This window comes from Rhizobium sp. TAL182 (assembly GCF_002117725.1).
Classification (GTDB): domain Bacteria; phylum Pseudomonadota; class Alphaproteobacteria; order Rhizobiales; family Rhizobiaceae; genus Rhizobium; species Rhizobium esperanzae.
Genome location: NZ_CP021024.1, coordinates 2088660 through 2105422, shown reverse-complemented (window position 1 = coordinate 2105422; position 16763 = coordinate 2088660). Strand labels below are relative to the sequence as shown.

Annotated in this window: 19 protein-coding genes; 4 read left to right on the top strand and 15 right to left on the bottom strand. The window is 60.2% G+C overall.

Features of this window, described 5'->3' with window-relative positions:
• Positions 1 to 20: 20 nt before the first annotated feature.
• The 9 genes from rseP to Tal182_RS10575 form a co-directional block, all read right to left on the bottom strand.
• Positions 21 to 1148 (bottom strand): RIP metalloprotease RseP, encoded by a 1128-nt coding sequence (gene rseP / locus Tal182_RS10615; protein WP_085859395.1) that lies wholly within the window; start codon positions 1146 to 1148, stop codon positions 21 to 23.
• 27 nt (positions 1149 to 1175) lie between these two features.
• Complete coding sequence (locus Tal182_RS10610) at positions 1176 to 2006, bottom strand: phosphatidate cytidylyltransferase (protein WP_064802276.1); 831 nt, start codon at positions 2004 to 2006, stop codon at positions 1176 to 1178.
• Complete coding sequence (locus Tal182_RS10605) at positions 2006 to 2749, bottom strand: isoprenyl transferase (protein ID WP_064802274.1); 744 nt, start codon at positions 2747 to 2749, stop codon at positions 2006 to 2008. The genes Tal182_RS10610 and Tal182_RS10605 overlap by 1 nt, the downstream gene beginning before the upstream one ends.
• 37 nt (positions 2750 to 2786) lie before the next feature.
• Entirely contained in the window at positions 2787 to 3347 is a 561-nt protein-coding gene (gene frr / locus Tal182_RS10600) for a ribosome recycling factor (protein WP_004678618.1), read from the bottom strand.
• A 158-nt stretch (positions 3348 to 3505) separates the two neighbouring features.
• Complete coding sequence (gene pyrH, locus Tal182_RS10595; protein WP_064691480.1) at positions 3506 to 4228, bottom strand: UMP kinase; 723 nt, start codon at positions 4226 to 4228, stop codon at positions 3506 to 3508.
• A gap of 95 nt (positions 4229 to 4323) precedes the next feature.
• Positions 4324 to 5250, bottom strand: coding sequence for a translation elongation factor Ts (tsf, locus tag Tal182_RS10590; RefSeq protein WP_064802271.1), 927 nt, complete (start codon positions 5248 to 5250; stop codon positions 4324 to 4326).
• Positions 5251 to 5488: 238 nt separating this feature from the next.
• Complete coding sequence (gene rpsB / locus Tal182_RS10585) at positions 5489 to 6256, bottom strand: 30S ribosomal protein S2 (protein WP_003573382.1); 768 nt, start codon at positions 6254 to 6256, stop codon at positions 5489 to 5491.
• 233 nt (positions 6257 to 6489) lie between these two features.
• A complete protein-coding gene (locus Tal182_RS10580; protein ID WP_085859394.1) occupies positions 6490 to 6696 on the bottom strand; it encodes a hypothetical protein in 207 nt (68 codons plus the stop codon).
• Positions 6697 to 6837: 141 nt separating this feature from the next.
• Positions 6838 to 7674 (bottom strand): cell envelope integrity EipB family protein, encoded by an 837-nt coding sequence (locus Tal182_RS10575; protein WP_085859393.1) that lies wholly within the window; start codon positions 7672 to 7674, stop codon positions 6838 to 6840.
• A 136-nt stretch (positions 7675 to 7810) separates the two neighbouring features.
• On the opposite strand from Tal182_RS10575, the gene Tal182_RS10570 reads away from it, so the two are divergent.
• From Tal182_RS10570 to Tal182_RS10555, 4 genes are all read left to right on the top strand, one after another.
• Positions 7811 to 8281, top strand: a complete 471-nt coding sequence (locus Tal182_RS10570; RefSeq protein WP_064810237.1) for a RidA family protein — start codon at positions 7811 to 7813, stop codon at positions 8279 to 8281.
• A complete protein-coding gene (locus Tal182_RS10565) occupies positions 8278 to 8994 on the top strand; it encodes a glycerophosphodiester phosphodiesterase (RefSeq protein ID WP_064802261.1) in 717 nt (238 codons plus the stop codon). The genes Tal182_RS10570 and Tal182_RS10565 overlap by 4 nt, the downstream gene beginning before the upstream one ends.
• Before the next feature lie 78 nt (positions 8995 to 9072).
• Positions 9073 to 10263 (top strand): GNAT family N-acetyltransferase, encoded by a 1191-nt coding sequence (locus Tal182_RS10560; protein WP_085859392.1) that lies wholly within the window; start codon positions 9073 to 9075, stop codon positions 10261 to 10263.
• Positions 10264 to 10317: 54 nt separating this feature from the next.
• Positions 10318 to 10743 carry an HIT family protein gene (locus Tal182_RS10555; protein ID WP_085859391.1) on the top strand — a complete coding sequence of 142 codons (426 nt, stop codon included), beginning with the start codon at positions 10318 to 10320 and terminating at the stop codon, positions 10741 to 10743.
• Between the two features lie 75 nt (positions 10744 to 10818).
• Here Tal182_RS10555 and clpA read toward each other — a convergent pair whose 3' ends face one another.
• From clpA to Tal182_RS10525, 6 genes are all read right to left on the bottom strand, one after another.
• Positions 10819 to 13308, bottom strand: a complete 2490-nt coding sequence (clpA, locus tag Tal182_RS10550; protein WP_085859390.1) for an ATP-dependent Clp protease ATP-binding subunit ClpA — start codon at positions 13306 to 13308, stop codon at positions 10819 to 10821.
• Positions 13309 to 13318: 10 nt separating this feature from the next.
• Positions 13319 to 13672, bottom strand: a complete 354-nt coding sequence (gene clpS, locus Tal182_RS10545) for an ATP-dependent Clp protease adapter ClpS (RefSeq protein ID WP_008526939.1) — start codon at positions 13670 to 13672, stop codon at positions 13319 to 13321.
• Between the two features lie 277 nt (positions 13673 to 13949).
• Positions 13950 to 14321 carry a phasin family protein gene (locus Tal182_RS10540; protein ID WP_064802255.1) on the bottom strand — a complete coding sequence of 124 codons (372 nt, stop codon included), beginning with the start codon at positions 14319 to 14321 and terminating at the stop codon, positions 13950 to 13952.
• A 274-nt stretch (positions 14322 to 14595) separates the two neighbouring features.
• Complete coding sequence (locus Tal182_RS10535) at positions 14596 to 14799, bottom strand: DUF3126 family protein (RefSeq protein WP_011425185.1); 204 nt, start codon at positions 14797 to 14799, stop codon at positions 14596 to 14598.
• 136 nt (positions 14800 to 14935) lie between these two features.
• Positions 14936 to 15769, bottom strand: a complete 834-nt coding sequence (gene cysE / locus Tal182_RS10530) for a serine O-acetyltransferase (RefSeq protein WP_064709189.1) — start codon at positions 15767 to 15769, stop codon at positions 14936 to 14938.
• 128 nt (positions 15770 to 15897) lie between these two features.
• Positions 15898 to 16683, bottom strand: a complete 786-nt coding sequence (locus Tal182_RS10525) for an alpha/beta fold hydrolase (RefSeq protein WP_085859389.1) — start codon at positions 16681 to 16683, stop codon at positions 15898 to 15900.
• Positions 16684 to 16763: the final 80 nt, after the last annotated feature.

The following is a 16763-nucleotide window of genomic DNA, read 5'->3' as shown; positions in this document are numbered from 1 at the left end:
CTTGCCTTACGCGTTTACCTTCAGCTCAGGCTGATGTCGTTCCAGGTCGTGAAAACCATCAATGTCAATATCATTGCCAGGCCTATACGAAATGCAATTTCCTGTGCCTTGGCACCCAGCGGTTTTCCTCTGACCGCTTCCACCGCATAGAACATCAGGTGGCCGCCATCAAGTACCGGAACCGGCATCAGGTTAAGCAATCCTATCGAAACCGACAGCACCGCAGCAAGCTGCAACACTGCCCCCAGGCCAAGCTTCGCCATCTGGCCGGTAGCCTGCGCCACACGGATCGGTCCGCCCAGCTGATCGGCCCGCATCGATCCGCTGAAGATGTTGCCGATATATTTGAAGGTGTCCGTGACGATTTGCCCGCTGGCGATCACGCCCTCACGCAGCGCCTGGAGCGGAGTGTAGGTCTGCAGCCGGAAATTGCCGGAGTTCTTGTCGGTAGCGATGCCGATCTGACCGACTTCCATCTTGTTGCCGAACTGATCGGTCTGGTCGACGCGCTGCGGCACCATCGGCACATCGAGCTTCTGGCCGCCGCGCTCGACTGTAACGACAATCCTTTGGCCGGGGCGCATACCGACATAGCGGCGCACATCTTCAAACGTCTCGACCTTGCCGCCATCGATGGCAACCAGGAGGTCGCCGGGAAGGATGCCGGCGGCGGCCGCCGAGCTCTCCGGCTTGACCTCGGCAACGACCGGGTCGGCGATCATGCGGCCATAGACGGTGAAGAGAACAGTAAAGATGGCGATCGCCAGCAGAAAATTGGCGATCGGACCTGCTGCGACGGTCGCTGCACGTTTCCACAGCTTGGCGCCGGCAAAGGAGCGTGCCCTCTCCTCCTCGGACATGGCGGCGAGCTTATCGCTGTCCGGTTTGCTCGACGCATCCTCGTCGCCGAAGAAGCGGACGTAACCGCCAAGCGGGATTACGGAGATCTTCCAGCGTGTTCCATGGCGGTCGGTGAAGCCGAATAGCTCGGGACCAAAGCCGACCGAAAAGGCAAGGATACGGATTCCGCTCCAGCGCCCGACAAGGTAATGGCCCATCTCATGCACGAAGACGAGCAGCGAGAGCACCAGGATGAAGGTGATGATATTCCCCATCACAAATGCGTATATGCCGGTCATCACGTCCATGGTTCCTTCCGTCGGGCTACCGCGTCATCAGAGGCCAAATAATGCCGCTCCGAGCGACGTCATGCCAGCTCCCTTTATCAGGGAAAATGATACAGCAAGCAAGAACGCAGCAAAACAGGCGAAAATCAGTCCGTCGACGCGGTCCATGACGCCGCCATGGCCCGGAATGAGACGGCTCGAATCCTTGACGCCGAATTTTCGCTTGATGAAGGATTCGAAAAGATCGCCCGACTGGCTGCAGATCGACAGGATGAGCGCCACGCCGGCGGCGACGACTTCGGTGCCCGGAAGGAGGAAATGGGCGAGAAGGACGCCGGCTGCGACCGCGAAAACGGCGCCGCCGATAGCGCCAGACCATGTCTTTCCCGGCGAGATCGACGGGGCAAGCTTCGGGCCGCGGAGCGCCCTGCCGACGAAATAGGCGAGTATATCGGTCGCCCAGACGACCGCAAAGACGAAAAGCATGGCATAAAGACCGGGCTGGTCGTTGCCTCTGATCGCGGCGAGCGCCAGGCCTGTGGCGCCGGCATAGAAGAGGCCGACCGGCAGCCAGCGACTCGTGCCGTGCAGGATGATCAGGGCTATGCCGACGGCGGTGACGCCGGCCAGCATGCCGGCGGCGAATTCGAAATTGCCGACAAGCACGAGGAAGGCGATCGCCGCTTCGCCGATCCAACCGACCACATTGGCCACCCAATCCCGCGCAATGCCGGTTATCTTAGACCATTCATAGTAGATCAGCAGACCGATCACCACGGCCAAGGTGCGAAAGGCAAGGCCGCCATACCAGGTGGCGACAAGAACGATGACCGCGAGAATCAATCCTGAAACGATGCGGAGCTTCAATTCCCTCTGCATCAGGTGCCGACCGCGGCTGCCTGCGATGACAGGCCACCGAAGCGCCGGTCGCGGGAGGCGAATTTTTCCAGCGCCGAGCGGAAAATCTCCGGACTGAAATCGGGCCAATATTCCGGGATGAAGATGAATTCCGAATAGGCGGCCTGCCAAAGCAGGAAGTTGGAAAGCCGTTCCTCGCCGCTGGTGCGGATGATGAGATCCGGATCCGGGATGCCGGCCGTGTCGAGACGGGCGTTGATCAGCGCGGGGGTGATGTCCTGTGCCCGCAGGCGGCCGGACTCGACATCCCTCGCGAGACTCACGACGGCGCGCGAGATTTCATCACGCGAGCCGTAATTGAAGGCGATGACCAGCGTCAGCGCCGTGTTGTTCCTGGTGGTCTCCTCCGCCTCAAGCAGCAGGCCGAGAATGTCGCTGCGCAGGCTGTGGCGGTCGCCGATCACCTTGATGCGTACATTCTGGCGATGAAGCTCGGCAAGGTCGCGACGAATGAAAGCCTTGAGCAGACCGAGCAGATCGGAAACCTCGGCTTCGGGCCGGCGCCAGTTCTCCGAGGAGAAGGCGAAGAGGGTGAGATATTTTATGCCGGCCGCGCCGGCGGCGCGTACTGTCTCGCGGACCGCCTCGACGCCCTTGCGATGGCCCATCGTGCGCGGCAAGCCGCGCTGCTTGGCCCAACGGCCATTGCCGTCCATGATGATGGCAACATGCTCTGGCACAGTCACAAATACAGATTCCGACATTTCCCGTCCGGTCTTTCCAGGCAAAGGCACAGGTCCACTAGACCTGCATGATTTCCTTTTCCTTCTCGCCAAGCAAGCGGTCGATTTCGGAAATCGTCTCGTCCGTCATCTTCTGTACGCGTTCGGATTGCGCACGGCTCTCGTCCTGGCCGATTACACCGTCCTTTTCGGCTTTCTTGAGGCCGTCCATGCCGTCACGGCGGACATGGCGAATCGCGACCTTGCTCTTTTCGGCATAGTCGTGCGCCACCTTGACGAGCGACTTGCGGCGCTCCTCGTTCAATTCCGGCAGCGGAATGCGCAGGCTCTGGCCGTCGACGATCGGGTTGAGGCCGAGATTGGATTCGCGGATGCCGCGTTCGACGGCGCTGACCATCGACTTGTCCCAGACGGAAACCGTCAGCATGCGCGGCTCGGGCACGGTGATGTTGGCGACCTGATTCAAGGGCACGCGCGAACCATAGGCCTCGATCGTGACCGGATCGAGGATGTTGGCCGAAGCACGGCCGGTGCGCAGCGATGCGATGTCGCTCTTGAATGCGGAGACCGCGCCGTCCATCCGGCGCTTCAGTTCCTTGATATCGATACCTTCACTCATGTTGATGCTCCCGTTTAGAGCGATGCCGAAAAGTCAGCGGTTTTCGGAACGTCTCAGGCTCTAATTCTTTAATGTAGAACATGTTTCAGATTTCAGGCGGACCTAAAGCTCAATCATGTTCTAGCGAGGGCTGCGCCGAAACCGCGGCGCGGCTTGTATCAGTTGTCGGAGACGATGGTCTTGAGGCCACCGCCCGTCAAGATTTCAGCAAAACCACCCTTCTCGTGGATCGAGAAGACGATGATCGGAATGGAATTTTCCCTGGCAAGCGCCACGGCGGCAACGTCCATCACCGCAAGCCCCCTGTCCAGCACTTCCTGGTGCGTCAGGCGGTCGAAGCGGGTCGCATCGGGATATTTCTTCGGATCGGCGGTGTAGATGCCGTCCACCTGCGTGCCCTTGAAGATCGCTTGCGCGCCCATTTCGGCGGCGCGCAGCGCGGCGGCGGAATCGGTGGTGAAGAAAGGATTGCCGGTGCCGCCGGCAAAGATCACCACGCGTCCCATCGACAGATGATAAAGGGTCGCTCGCTGCGAGAAACTCTCGCAGATTTCCGGCATGGAGATAGCCGAAAGCACCACCGTATCGATGTTCAGCTTGCGCAGCGAGGTTGCGAGCGCCAGCGCGTTGATGATGGTACCGAGCATGCCCATATGGTCGCCGGTCACCCGGTCACCGCCTTTGGATGCGACTGCGACACCGCGGAAGATATTGCCGCCACCGACGACGACGCCGACTTCCACGCCCATATGCCTTGCCTCGGCGATATCGGATGCAATGCGGTCCGCCACCGCGACATCGATCCCGAAACCCTGGCCACCCATGAGCGCTTCGCCGGAAGCCTTGAGCAGAACGCGTTTATAGACAGGCTCTAAAGACATCTTGGCTCCTCGTAAATTGCCGTGAATGCCCGATACACGAAGGGCACCGCGTTGTCACGCGATGCCCTGGCGTTTTCCCAATTATGGCTGAAAGATCAACCCTTGACGGCAGCCGCAACTTCAGCTGCGAAATCGGTCTCTTCCTTCTCGACGCCTTCGCCGAGCAGCAGACGTGCCATGCCGGCAACTTCGATCGGGGCGCCGACGGCCTTTTCAGCTTCCTTGATAGCGGCTGCGACGGTGAGATCCGGATTGATGACGAAAGACTGCGAGAGAAGAGCGACTTCCTCGAAGAACTTGCGCATGCGGCCTTCGACCATCTTTTCGATGATGTTGTCGGGCTTGCCCGAAGCGCGCGACTGCTCGATGAAGACGTTGCGTTCGCGTTCGGCGACGGCAGCATCGACTTCTTCCGGGCGGATCGCCAGCGGCGCGGTCGCTGCAATGTGCATGGCGACCTGGCGGCCGATTGCGTTCAGGGCTTCCTTGTCACCGGTCGACTTCAGGGCGACGAGAACGCCGAGCTTGCCGAGGCCGTCGGAAACCGCATTGTGGATATAGGTGGCGACGACGCCGTCCTCGACGGAGAGAGCGATCGAACGGCGCAGGTTCATGTTTTCGCCAATCGTTGCGATCGCATCCTTGATCGTGTCGGAAACGGACTTGCCGGATGCCGGATAGGTCGCGGCAGCCACGGCGTCGACCGTGCCGTCAGTGGAAACGGCGACCTTGGCGATGCCGCGGACGAGATCCTGGAAGGCATCGTTACGGGCGACGAAGTCGGTTTCGGAGTTGACTTCGACGACGACGGCCTTCGTGCCTTGGCTCGAAACGCCCACGAGGCCTTCAGCGGCGGTGCGGCCCGACTTCTTGTCGGCCTTGGCGATGCCCTTGGCGCGCAGCCAGTCGATCGCGGCTTCCATGTCGCCGCTGGTTTCAGCAAGAGCCTTCTTGCAGTCCATCATGCCTGCGCCTGTCTTTTCGCGCAGTTCCTTCACCATTGCAGCCGTAATCTCGCTCATTATCTTCCTCTTGTCGGTTCAAACGGTGGACCGCAAAAGCGGCGCGACACCGGATTGAGGCACGAAATGTACCTGTATGTATGACAGCGTGATGAAGACGCGCCATAACGAAACTTTACTGGCGGAGCGCCTGACGCCTCCGCCTTGAAACAGGTAAGGCCGCCGAACTTCGATGAGTCGCGAGCGGCCTTCCCAGTCTATGCAAGCTTCGACGGAGTTTTGTCTCCGCCCGCCTTCATCAGCCTTCGGCTGCTTCCTCGAGAGCCGGCTCGACCGGAACTTCGGAAGATGCGCCGAGATCACGGCCGGAAGAGCTCTGCTGGCGCGCAATGCCGTCGATGGCAGCGCGGGAGATCAGCTCGCAGTACAGGGCGATGGCGCGCGATGCGTCGTCGTTGCCCGGGATCGGATAGTCGATCAGGTCCGGATCGCAGTTCGAATCGATGATGGCGACGACCGGGATGCCGAGGCGCTTGGCTTCGTCGATCGCGATCTTTTCCTTGTTGGTGTCGATGATGAACATCAGGTCGGGCGTGCCGCCCATATCGCGAATACCGCCGAGAGCCTTGTCGAGCTTTTCACGCTCGCGCTCGAGGTTGAGGCGTTCCTTCTTGGTGAAGCCCTGGGCTTCGCCGTTGAGGATCTCGTCGAGCTTGCGCAGGCGCTGGATCGAGTTGGAGATCGTCTTCCAGTTCGTCATCATGCCGCCGAGCCAGCGCGAGTTGACGTAGTACTGTGCCGAGCGCTTGGCGCTGTCGGCGATGATCTCGGACGCCTGGCGCTTGGTACCGACGAAGAGAACGCGGCCGCCGCGGGCGACGGTGTCGCTGACGACCTGAAGAGCGCGCGACAGCATCGGAACCGTCTGGGCCAGATCGATGATGTGAATGTTGTTGCGATCGCCGAAGATATACGGCTTCATCTTCGGGTTCCAGCGATGGGTCTGGTGGCCGAAGTGGACGCCTGCTTCAAGAAGCTGACGCATAGAAAAATCAGGCAATGCCATGCCTTGTTACTCCTTTTCCGGTTGAACCTCCGCAAGACGAACAGCACTCTCTTCGAGAATGCCACCGGCGGAACAGCCCGGATTTCTCCCGGACGATCCCAAGCCTTACGTGTGGAATGCCGGTGCCCATACATTCGGTTCGGCATAAAAGCAAGGAAAACATTCCATTCGGCATAAAAACACGGATTCTGCCGAACATCTGCCCGGCTGCCCTGCCCTTTAAATGCCGCCGCTCAGCCTGACAGCGTCGGCAGCAGCGACAGCATGACGCCGGCGTCCGGCATCGGCAGAATGGCGTCGACCTCTGCCGACAGCAGGCTGCCGATCGCGTCGGCATTGCCGGTCGCGGTGCCCAACGGACCGCGGAAGCCGTGTCTCGTCGATGATAGTGAGGCTTTCCAGGCTTGCGGCGCGTAATGGTCGGCAGGCCTATTTCGCAACAGGCCCCGTCGCAATGGGCGGGCCGCTGGAATCGCACCGATCACAAGAGCAGGACGACAGAAGGCGACTCAATCATCGCTGGTCGCCGACACAATAATGAACTTTATGATACAGTTTTATGACAGCGGAGAAACCGCGGACTACTTGCAGACCTCAGCCTTGTGATCCAGCAACTCGAGCTTGGCGAGCTTCCCGGTCAGGACAAAATCGCCATAATCCATCGTCAGGTCGCGGGTGATGCCGTTCTCGTAAAGCTTGAACGACATGCGATAGACCGGCAGCGAATCCGATTTTGCATTCTCGTTGAAATAGGCGATGGTCACCGGCCAGAAGGCCGTCTTCGAGAAGGCGCCGGCATTGCCGGCATCGGCCTCCTCGGCAGCGGGCGTTTCCTGCTTGCCGACGATCGTCGTCGTCACCAGCGACTTGTCGCCGTCATCGGAACCATCGAAAACGCGGGCTTCGAAGAAACGTTTTCCCTCCTTGGCGTTCTGGATCACATCGAGCATATGTTCTGTCGGAAAGCGGCTTTCGCCAAGCTGCAGCTCACGGCTCGCCGGCTGCTTGAGATCGACCTTGACGCCATTGGCCTGATTCTCGGCCGCGCCGTTGACCTCCTTGTCGAGCTGGTCGTCGGTGAAGGATTTGGTGTCAAAGGTAAACTTGCGGTCCTTCAGGTTCTCGAAGGTCTTTGTCTGCTGATCGCTGACGCGCACGCTGTCGCCGGTGTCGATCTGCGTCACGAAGCGGAAATTGGTGGTAAAGCCCTGGCAATAGCTGCCGTCGAATTCATAGACCATGCGGCCGTACATCGAGGCGATGCCGGAGCGGTCCGACGCATCCTTCAATTCCAGATCGTAGACCGCGCGATGGGCGATGAGGCCGGTCGCGATCGCAGCACTTGCCGCAGGCGCAGCCGCCCATGCATGGGCGGAAAGGCCGGCGAGAAGCAGAGCGACTAGACTCGATCGGAACATTCATTAACTCCTGTTGGACTCGGCCGCGATGTTATAAGAACTCTTTCGGCCAAATCGAGGCTCGAAGCTGTCATAATAAAGATTCTAGTCTTGATGCATAATTTTTGAAACATTGACAACAAAAGCGGAGACGAAAATGTCCGACAAAATTGCAGAGCGCCTGACTGAGATGGGGATAACCCTGCCCGAAGCCGCAGCACCTGCCGCAAATTACGTTCCCTATGTCATCAGCGGCAATCTTCTCTATATCTCCGGGCAACTGCCGCTCGACGGCGGCAAAGTCGCCGTATCCGGCCATCTCGGCAAAACGGTCGACGTTGCGAGCGGCCAGCGCGGCGCCGAGCTCTGCGCCATCAACATCCTCGCCCAGGCAAAAGCTGCGCTCGGCGGCGACCTCGGCCGCATCCGGCGCGTCATAAAGCTGAACGGATTCGTCGCCTCGGCGCCCGACTTTGTCGAGCAGCATCTCGTCATCAACGGCGCGTCGAACCTGATTGCCGGCGTGCTCGGCGAGGCGGGCAAACATGCGCGCGCCGCCGTCGGCATGGCCGCTCTGCCGCTGAACGCCGCCGTCGAGATCGACGCTATTATGGAAATCGCAGAATGACCAATGCGGACTGGATCAAGGACGTGCCGGTCGCCCATCGCGGCTATCACGACCTGAATAAGCTTGTCTGGGAAAATACGCTTTCGGCCTTCTCGCGCGCTGTCGAAGCCGGCTTTGCGATCGAATGCGACCTGCATTACGCCTCCGACGGCGTGCCGATCATCTTTCACGACGAGGATCTTCAGCGTCTGTGCAATCTGAACGGCGACGTCCGCGAGCGTACCTCCCGGGAACTCGGGCTGATCGCCGTCGGCGGCACGGGAGACAAGGTGCCGACGCTCCGCCAGCTCCTTGACCTCGTCAAGGGCAAGGTTCCGCTGGTGCTGGAGCTGAAGGGCCGTGAGGCCGACGACGAAGGCTTTGCCGAATCCGTGCTCGAAGTGCTCGAAGGCTATGAGGGCAAGGTCGCGCTGATGAGCTTCGACCATTGGCTGTTGCGCGATCTGAAGGCGCTTGGCTCGCCCTACCCGCTCGGGCTGACCGCCAATGGCAACACGCCGGAAGAGTTTGAGACCCATGCCAAGGCAATGGAGATCGGTCTCGATTTCATCTCCTATTATTATGACGACCTGCCGAATGCCTTCATCACGGGCGAACGCGACAAGGGCATTCCGGTGATGACCTGGACGGTGCGTGACGAAGAGGCGCGCCGGCGCACTTTCGCCAATGCAGACCAGATGACCTTCGAAGGTTTCGACCCGCGTGCGGTTTGACGCTCGCTTTTTGGCCAAGATCATGCGCAGACTGAAACAGAGCCGAAACCCTCCTCCCACAGGCTTCGCATCCGCCGCATGACCGATGAATTGTCCATTCGCGTAGAACGCTCCTTCACCGCGATTTCCCCGGAGAGCTGGTCCAGGCTTTCCGGGGCGTCGAAAGCTTGCAGCACGCTCGCCTATAATCCTTTCGTTTCGCACGCCTTTTTATCGTCGCTGGAAGAATCCGGCTCGGCCACGGCCGAAACCGGTTGGCTCGGCCACCATCTGTTACTCGAAACAGATGGTGGCGAGCTGATCGGCGCCCTGCCCGGCTACCTCAAGAGCCACAGCCAGGGCGAATATGTCTTCGACCACGGCTGGGCCGACGCCTTCGAGCGGGCCGGCGGGCGTTATTATCCCAAGCTGCAGTGCTCGATTCCATTTACACCCGCGACCGGCCCGCGTCTTCTCGTCGCCGAAGGGTTGCCGCGGCTGCCGATCCAGAGCGCGATCGCCGAAAGCCTCAAGGAGGTCGTGCGCCGGCTCGGCATCTCCTCGGCGCATATTACCTTCGTGCCTGATGAAGAGATCGGCGTCTTCGAGATGGATGGCTATCTGCACCGCAGCGACCAGCAGTTCCATTTCATCAACGACGGCTATGCCAATCATGACGAGTTCCTCGAAACGCTCGCTTCGCGCAAACGCAAGGCATTGCGCAAGGAGCGCCGCGCCGCGCTCGAAAACGGCATCAGCATCGACTGGCTGACGGGGGGCGATCTGACGGAGCGGATCTGGGACCAGTTCTTCAAATTCTACATGGATACCGGCGGCCGCAAATGGGGCCGGCCCTATCTCACCCGCAAATTCTACTCGCTGATCGGCGAGCGCATGGCCGACGATATCCTGCTCGTCATGGCCAAGCGCGACGGGCGCTATATCGCCGGCGCGATCAATTTCATCGGCGGCGATACGCTCTACGGTCGTCACTGGGGCTGCATCGAGGACCACCCGTTCCTGCATTTCGAGGTCTGCTATCACCAGGCGATCGACTTCGCCTTGGCGAAGGGGTTGAAACGGGTCGAGGCCGGCGCGCAGGGCGAACATAAGCTCGCTCGCGGCTACCTGCCGGTGACGACGCATTCCGCCCATTATGTCGCCCATGCCGGGCTGCGCCGCGCGATCGGCGATTATCTCGCGCGCGAGCGCGCCGATGTCGAACAGATGAGTGAATTGCTGAGTGAGCACAGCCCCTTTCGCAAGGGTGAGCGTCAGCAGGAGGATTGACGCGGCCCCGGCGAGCGCGCTACCCGATCAAATGGAACGTGAGGAGATTTTGCGATGACCAGCGCCTATGACGACAACAATATCTTCGCCAAGATCCTGCGCGGCGAAATTCCCTCGCACCGAATCTTCGAGGACCAGCATACGGTGGCGTTCATGGATGTGATGCCGCAAGCGCCGGGCCACGTGCTCGTTGTTCCGAAGGCGCCTTCGCGCAATATCCTCGATGCCGATCCCGCCACCCTCGTCCATGCCATTACCGTCGTTCAAAAGGTCGCCCAGGCGGTCCAGGAAGTTTTCGACGCCGATGGCGTGTTCATCGCCCAGTTCAACGAACCGGCGGCTGGACAAACGGTGTTCCATCTGCATTTCCATATCATTCCCCGCCATGAGGGCGTGGCCCTCAGGCCGCATTCCGGCAAGATGGAAGACGGCGCTGTGCTTGCCGCCCATGCCGAAAAGATCCGGGCGGCCCTGGCGTAACACGGATCTCTGCCGAAGAGGGGAAGCAAAAAAGGCCGCGGGTGACGCGGCCTTTTTTAATTCGGTGACGAGGTCTCACTTCTTGCGCGGAACCTTGGGAACCGTGCTTCCCTTCTTGGGGGCCTCGCGGACCTCGGGCTCGGCCTGCGGGACCGTCTTGGCGCGGGTCTTGCGGGCCGTCTTCGTCTTCAGCTCGCCATCGTCCTCGTCGTCGGCTTCGGGATGCACGACCTCGGCTTCCGGCTTCGGCTTGATCGGCGCCGTATCCGGAATGGCTTCCAGCAGGATACCGGGCTTGCCGTCTTCCTTCGGGCCGACGGTGACGTTGACGACGCCGCCCTTCTTCAGCTTGCCGAAAAGGATTTCGTTGGCGAGCGGCTTCTTGATCGTGTCCTGGATCACCCGGGCCAGCGGGCGGGCGCCCATCTTCTCGTCGTAACCCTTTTCTGCGAGCCAGGCGATCGCATCCTCGTGCAGGTCGAAGGTGACGTTCCTTTCGGAAAGCTGGGCCTCCAGCTGCATGATGAACTTCTGCACGACCTTGTGAATGACCGCCGTCGGCAGCGCCGCGAAGGGGATGATCGCGTCGAGACGGTTGCGGAATTCCGGCGTGAACAGACGGGTCAGCGCTTCCTCGTCCTCGCCGGTGCGCTTGGACGAGCCGAAGCCGATCGCGGCCTTGGCCATTTCGGAGGCGCCCGCATTCGTCGTCATGATCAGGATGACGTTGCGGAAGTCGATCTTCTTGCCGTTATGGTCGGTCAGCGTGCCGTGGTCCATAACCTGCAGCAGGATATTGTAGATATCCGGATGCGCCTTCTCGATTTCGTCGAGCAGGACCACGCAATGGGGATGCTGGTCGACGCCGTCGGTCAGCAGACCGCCCTGGTCGAAGCCGACATAGCCGGGAGGTGCGCCGAGAAGACGCGAGACCGTGTGCCGCTCCATATATTCCGACATGTCGAAGCGCAGGAGCTCGACGCCGAGCGACGCAGCCAGCTGCTTTGCCACCTCGGTCTTGCCGACGCCGGTCGGACCGGAGAAAACATAGGCGCCGATCGGCTTGTTCGGCTCGCGAAGGCCGGCACGCGCCAGCTTGATCGAGGTCGAAAGCGCTTCGATCGCGATGTCCTGTCCGTAGACCACCGAACGCAGTTCCTGCTCGAGATTGGCAAGCACCGCCTCGTCGTCCTTGGAGACGGTCTTCGGCGGAATGCGGGCCATCGTCGCGATCGTCGCCTCGATCTCCTTTTCGGTGATCAGCTTGCGGCGCTTCGACGGCGGCAACAGCATCTGGGCCGCACCCGTTTCGTCGATCACGTCGATCGCCTTATCAGGCAGCTTGCGGTCGGAGATGTAGCGGGCCGACAGTTCCACGGCCGACTTGATGGCATCGTTCGAATAGCGCAGGTGGTGATACTCTTCGAAATAGGGCTTCAGGCCCTTCATGATCTCGATCGCATCATTGATCGACGGCTCGCTGACGTCGATCTTCTGGAAACGACGCACCAGCGCCCGGTCCTTCTCGAAGAACTGGCGGTATTCCTTGTAGGTGGTCGAACCGATGCAGCGGATGGCGCCCGACGACAGGGCCGGCTTCAAGAGGTTCGATGCATCCATCGCCCCGCCCGAGGTGGCGCCGGCGCCGATCACTGTATGGATCTCGTCGATGAAGAGGACGGCGCCCGGATATTCTTCCAGCTCCTTGACGACCTGCTTTAGACGTTCCTCGAAATCGCCGCGGTAGCGTGTGCCGGCAAGCAGCGTGCCCATGTCGAGCGAGAAGATCGTCGCATCGGCGAGCGCCTCCGGAACCTTGCCTTCGACGATGCGCTTGGCAAGACCTTCGGCGATCGCCGTCTTGCCGACCCCGGGATCACCGACGTAGAGCGGATTATTTTTCGAACGGCGGCACAGGATCTGGATGGTGCGGCTGACCTCGGCATGACGGCCGATCAGCGGGTCGATCTTGCCGCCCTTGGCCTTCTCGTTGAGATTGACGCAATAGGCTTTAAGCGCATCCTGCTGCTTCTTGGGACCGCCCTCTTCCTCGCCGCCGCGCGCCGTCGGCTTGCTCTCGGCCTCTTCCTCGGCGCCGCGCGGAGTGCGGGTCTCCGACGCGCCCGGCCGCTTGCCGATGCCGTGGGAGATGTAGTTGACGGCATCGTAGCGGGTCATCTCCTGCTCCTGCAGGAAATAGGCGGCATGGCTTTCGCGCTCGGCGAAGATCGCAACGAGCACGTTGGCGCCGGTCACTTCCTCGCGGCCAGATGACTGCACATGGATGACGGCCCGCTGGATGACGCGCTGGAAGCCGGAGGTCGGCTTCGAGTCCTCGTCGTAACCCGTGATCAGATTGGAAAGTTCGTTATCGACATATTCGACGAGCGTCTTGCGCAGCGCATCGAGATCGACATTGCAGGCGCCCATGACCGCGGCCGCATCGGCGTCGTCGATCAGTGCGAGCAGCAAATGCTCGAGCGTCGCATATTCATGATGCCGCTCGTTGGCAAAGGTCAGTGCCTGATGGAGCGCCTTCTCTAAGCTAGGCGAAAATGTTGGCACGTTCAGATCCTCACTTCTTTTCCATGACGCATTGCAGCGGATGCTGGTGCTGCCGGGCGAAGTCCATCACCTGGCTGACCTTCGTTTCCGCTACCTCGTATGTGAATATTCCGCACTCGCCGACGCCGTGATTGTGGACATGGAGCATGATGCGGGTGGCACTTTCACGGTCCTTCTGAAAAAAACGCTCCAGAATATGAATGACGAATTCCATGGGCGTATAATCGTCATTCAAAAGCAGCACGCGATAGAGGTTGGGCTTCTTGGTTTTCGGCTTGGTGCGCGTGATGACCGAGGTTCCGCGATTTCCGTTGTCCCCGTTCCTTTCGCTGTCGTTCTGCATCCGGATCGGCTTTGCGATCATTGTCATTCATTCCTCGATCAATCCGGCGGAGCATGGGAGGGTGCTTTTCCCGCCGAATATCTGAAACACTAACTTAGTTCATAATGGGCCGATTTTAAGCCCCCTGTCAGACACTGCAATCAAGAAATGCCGGCATGCACGGGAAAGACCAAAAAAGTCCCCGGGGCCGATCCGAGCGGATGCTGTGGCGAAGGTGGAAACAAAAAAGACCGGCTACAGATGCGTAGCCGGTCCCGGTATTTCAATATGTCGCGCAGGTTGCGCCGTCGCAATCAGCTCATGCGGCGGCAGGCGTTGCCGCCGGCGCCTGCCTCCCCGTCTTGGCGACGGCAGCGGCGATCGGAGCCTCGTAAGGCTTATAAGCAGACTTGGCGAGATCGGCGTACATTTCGCCGAGCTTGGTGGCTTCGGAAACGAAGCTCTCATAGCTGGACTTGACGTAGCTGGTCTGCAGTTCGAACACGGCCTCGAAGCTCTTTGCCCCGGCCAGCGTTTCGAAATGCGTCACCGCATCCTGAAAGGACTTCTTCGAATAATCAGCAGCTTCGGCGGCGATTGCCTGAAAGCCCCTCGCCGTGTCGGAATAGGTTCTCAACGCCGTATCGACGGCTTCCTTGCTCTTCCTGTTTGCTTCGTCAAAGTTGAACATGGCCGTCCTCCGTTGGGCTGTTGGATGGCGGCAGGGTAGCCGCAACGCACAAATAGTCAAGTAGTCTTGTGCGGCGCAAAACATCTCCAGGTTGCGTTACAGTGATAAGACAAAGCGGGCGCGCCTGTGAACGTACCTCTTTAACGGTTTTTGCTAATATATATCACAATGCCACAACCACGCGTTTTAAAAAAAATTTGATTCGGCAGCAAAAAAAAACAAAAAAGACCGGGCGAATGCGCCGCCCGGTCCACTTTCAAGTTCTCATGTGCGATCAAAGATCGACGTCGAGGATCGCCATCGAAAAGTTGTAGGAGCGATCGCCGTCTTCGTCGTCGACATAGACGACGCCCAGAAATTCTTCGCCGAGATACACTTCCGCGGAATCGTTCTTGCGCGGACGCGCCTTGACGATGATCTGCGGGTTGAACATGCGCTTGAAATAGGCGTCGAGCTTCTTGATTTCTTCAGGCTTCACTCTGTCATCTCCGTAAGCGGTCTTGATTGGCCGCTTCTTGCACAGGAAAAGCAGCGGTGTAAAGGCGGGCTGCTGCTTGGGCAGTGGCTGTCTCCGCTCGGTTCCTGCCGGTTTTCCTTTCCTTTCGAACAGGTGCTCAGATATCGGCGCCGATCACCTGGTCCATGTTGCGCGACGGTTCGGAACAACCGGCCTCGCCGACGACCTTGGCCGGCACGCCTGCGACCGTCTTCTTGGGGGGCACCGCCTTCAGCACGACAGAGCCAGCGGCGACGCGCGAGCAGTAGCCGATCTCGATATTGCCGAGGATCTTGGCGCCGGCGCCGATCATGACGCCGCTGCCGATCTTCGGGTGGCGATCGGCGCCCTCCTTGCCGGTGCCGCCGAGCGTCACGCCGTGCAAGATCGAGACATTGTCGCCGATGACGGCCGTCTCGCCGACGACGAGGCCGGTGGCGTGATCGAGGAAGATGCCCTTGCCGATACGCGCGGCCGGATTGATGTCGGTCTGGAAGACGCTGGAGGAGCGGCTCTGCAGGTACAGCGCGAAATCACGCCGGCCACGGTTCAACAGCCAGTGGGCGAGACGATGCGTCTGCAGCGCATGAAAGCCCTTGAAATAAAGCACCGCTTCCATGAAGCGCAGGCAGGCGGGATCGCGGTCGTAGATTGCCTGGATATCGACGCGCAGGATCGAGCTCCACTCCGGCCAGTCGAGCAGCATTTCCTCGAAGGTCTGACGCAGCAGGTTCGCCTGCATATCCGGATGATCGAGACGTTCGCAGATGCGGTGGATGACGCATTCCTCAAGCGAATGGTAATTGATAACCGTCGAGTAGAGAAAGGCGGCGAGAACCGGATCCTTTTCGGCCGCGATCCGTGCTTCCTCGCGCAGGCTGTCCCAGATGGGATCCATCACTTTCAGCGGATGGCCGGTCTCAAAAGCACGGATATCTGTCTTGGCGACCATCGCCGCTCTCCTCGTTGCCAGCCGGAATGCCGTTTTCGGAATACCGATATATAGAGGAAAACGGCAATAACATAAATGGGTGCCGTCGCCACGGTTTTTTAGCATCGTTTTTCGGCATCACGATGATGTCACCGCTCGGCGACCCTTGCGTAGAAGGCCAGCACCGCCAGCTTGAAAACCCTATCGCCGACGGCGAGCATATGATCGCGGCCGGGAATATCGAGCGCTTCGGCCTCGGGCATCAGGGCAGCCAGTTCCTGCGGCGAGCCGGCGATATCGTCCTTGGTGCCGACGCCGATCAGGGTCGGCATGTCGAGCTTGCCCATATCGGAGCGAGCGACGAGGTCGCGCGAGCCGCGGATGCAGGCGGCAAGCGCAGTGCGGTCGCTCTTAGTCTGTTCGGCGAAGGCGCGGAACATGCGGCCGCGCTCATGCGTCACGACCTCCAGCGACGGAGCCAGCAGCGCATCGGCGATCGGGTCCCAGTCGCCGACCCCATCGGTCATGCCGATGCCGAGGCCGCCGAGCACCAGCGAGCGGACGCGGTGCGGATTGGCGAGTGCTGCAAAAACGGAAATGCGCGCGCCCATCGAATAGCCCATGAGATTGGCCTCAGGGATGCCGAGATGATCGAGCAAGGCGATCGCATCGCCGGCCATGACCCAGGGGCGATACGCTTCGGCATCGTGCGGCTTGTCGCTCGCGCCATGGCCGCGATTGTCGATGGCGATCACCCGATAGCCGGCATCGCCCAACGTCTTCAACCAGCCCGGATGCACCCAATTGACGTTCGCCGTCGAGGCAAAACCATGGATCAGCAGGACAGGCACGCCGGACGGGTCGCCCTCATCGAAAAAGGCGATCTCCAATCCGTCATGAGTGAAGCTTGAAAATGCAGGTGTATTCAGGTTCATCGGGCCTTGCTTTTGGCGCGACCATAGTCGAGCCGCCTCTCGGCGTGAAGCCAAAATAGTGGGTAAAAACTGTGCCGGGA

Excerpts from the sequence above, each read along its gene's own strand:
- Tal182_RS10575 (WP_085859393.1), bottom strand. The coding sequence starts at position 7,674 with ATGTTCCGATCGAGTCTAGTCGCTCTGCTTCTCGCCGGCCTTTCCGCC.
- clpS (WP_008526939.1), bottom strand. The coding sequence starts at position 13,672 with ATGATCGCAAAGCCGATCCGGATGCAGAACGACAGCGAAAGGAACGGG.
- cysE (WP_064709189.1), bottom strand. The coding sequence starts at position 15,769 with ATGGTCGCCAAGACAGATATCCGTGCTTTTGAGACCGGCCATCCGCTG.
- Tal182_RS10555 (WP_085859391.1), top strand. The coding sequence starts at position 10,318 with ATGACCAGCGCCTATGACGACAACAATATCTTCGCCAAGATCCTGCGC.
- frr (WP_004678618.1), bottom strand. The coding sequence starts at position 3,347 with ATGAGTGAAGGTATCGATATCAAGGAACTGAAGCGCCGGATGGACGGC.
- Tal182_RS10560 (WP_085859392.1), top strand. The coding sequence starts at position 9,073 with ATGACCGATGAATTGTCCATTCGCGTAGAACGCTCCTTCACCGCGATT.
- rseP (WP_085859395.1), bottom strand. The coding sequence starts at position 1,148 with ATGGACGTGATGACCGGCATATACGCATTTGTGATGGGGAATATCATC.
- Tal182_RS10610 (WP_064802276.1), bottom strand. The coding sequence starts at position 2,006 with ATGCAGAGGGAATTGAAGCTCCGCATCGTTTCAGGATTGATTCTCGCG.
- Tal182_RS10605 (WP_064802274.1), bottom strand. The coding sequence starts at position 2,749 with ATGTCGGAATCTGTATTTGTGACTGTGCCAGAGCATGTTGCCATCATC.
- tsf (WP_064802271.1), bottom strand. The coding sequence starts at position 5,250 with ATGAGCGAGATTACGGCTGCAATGGTGAAGGAACTGCGCGAAAAGACA.
- Tal182_RS10525 (WP_085859389.1), bottom strand. The coding sequence starts at position 16,683 with ATGAACCTGAATACACCTGCATTTTCAAGCTTCACTCATGACGGATTG.
- Tal182_RS10540 (WP_064802255.1), bottom strand. The coding sequence starts at position 14,321 with ATGTTCAACTTTGACGAAGCAAACAGGAAGAGCAAGGAAGCCGTCGAT.
- Tal182_RS10570 (WP_064810237.1), top strand. The coding sequence starts at position 7,811 with ATGTCCGACAAAATTGCAGAGCGCCTGACTGAGATGGGGATAACCCTG.
- rpsB (WP_003573382.1), bottom strand. The coding sequence starts at position 6,256 with ATGGCATTGCCTGATTTTTCTATGCGTCAGCTTCTTGAAGCAGGCGTC.
- pyrH (WP_064691480.1), bottom strand. The coding sequence starts at position 4,228 with ATGTCTTTAGAGCCTGTCTATAAACGCGTTCTGCTCAAGGCTTCCGGC.
- Tal182_RS10565 (WP_064802261.1), top strand. The coding sequence starts at position 8,278 with ATGACCAATGCGGACTGGATCAAGGACGTGCCGGTCGCCCATCGCGGC.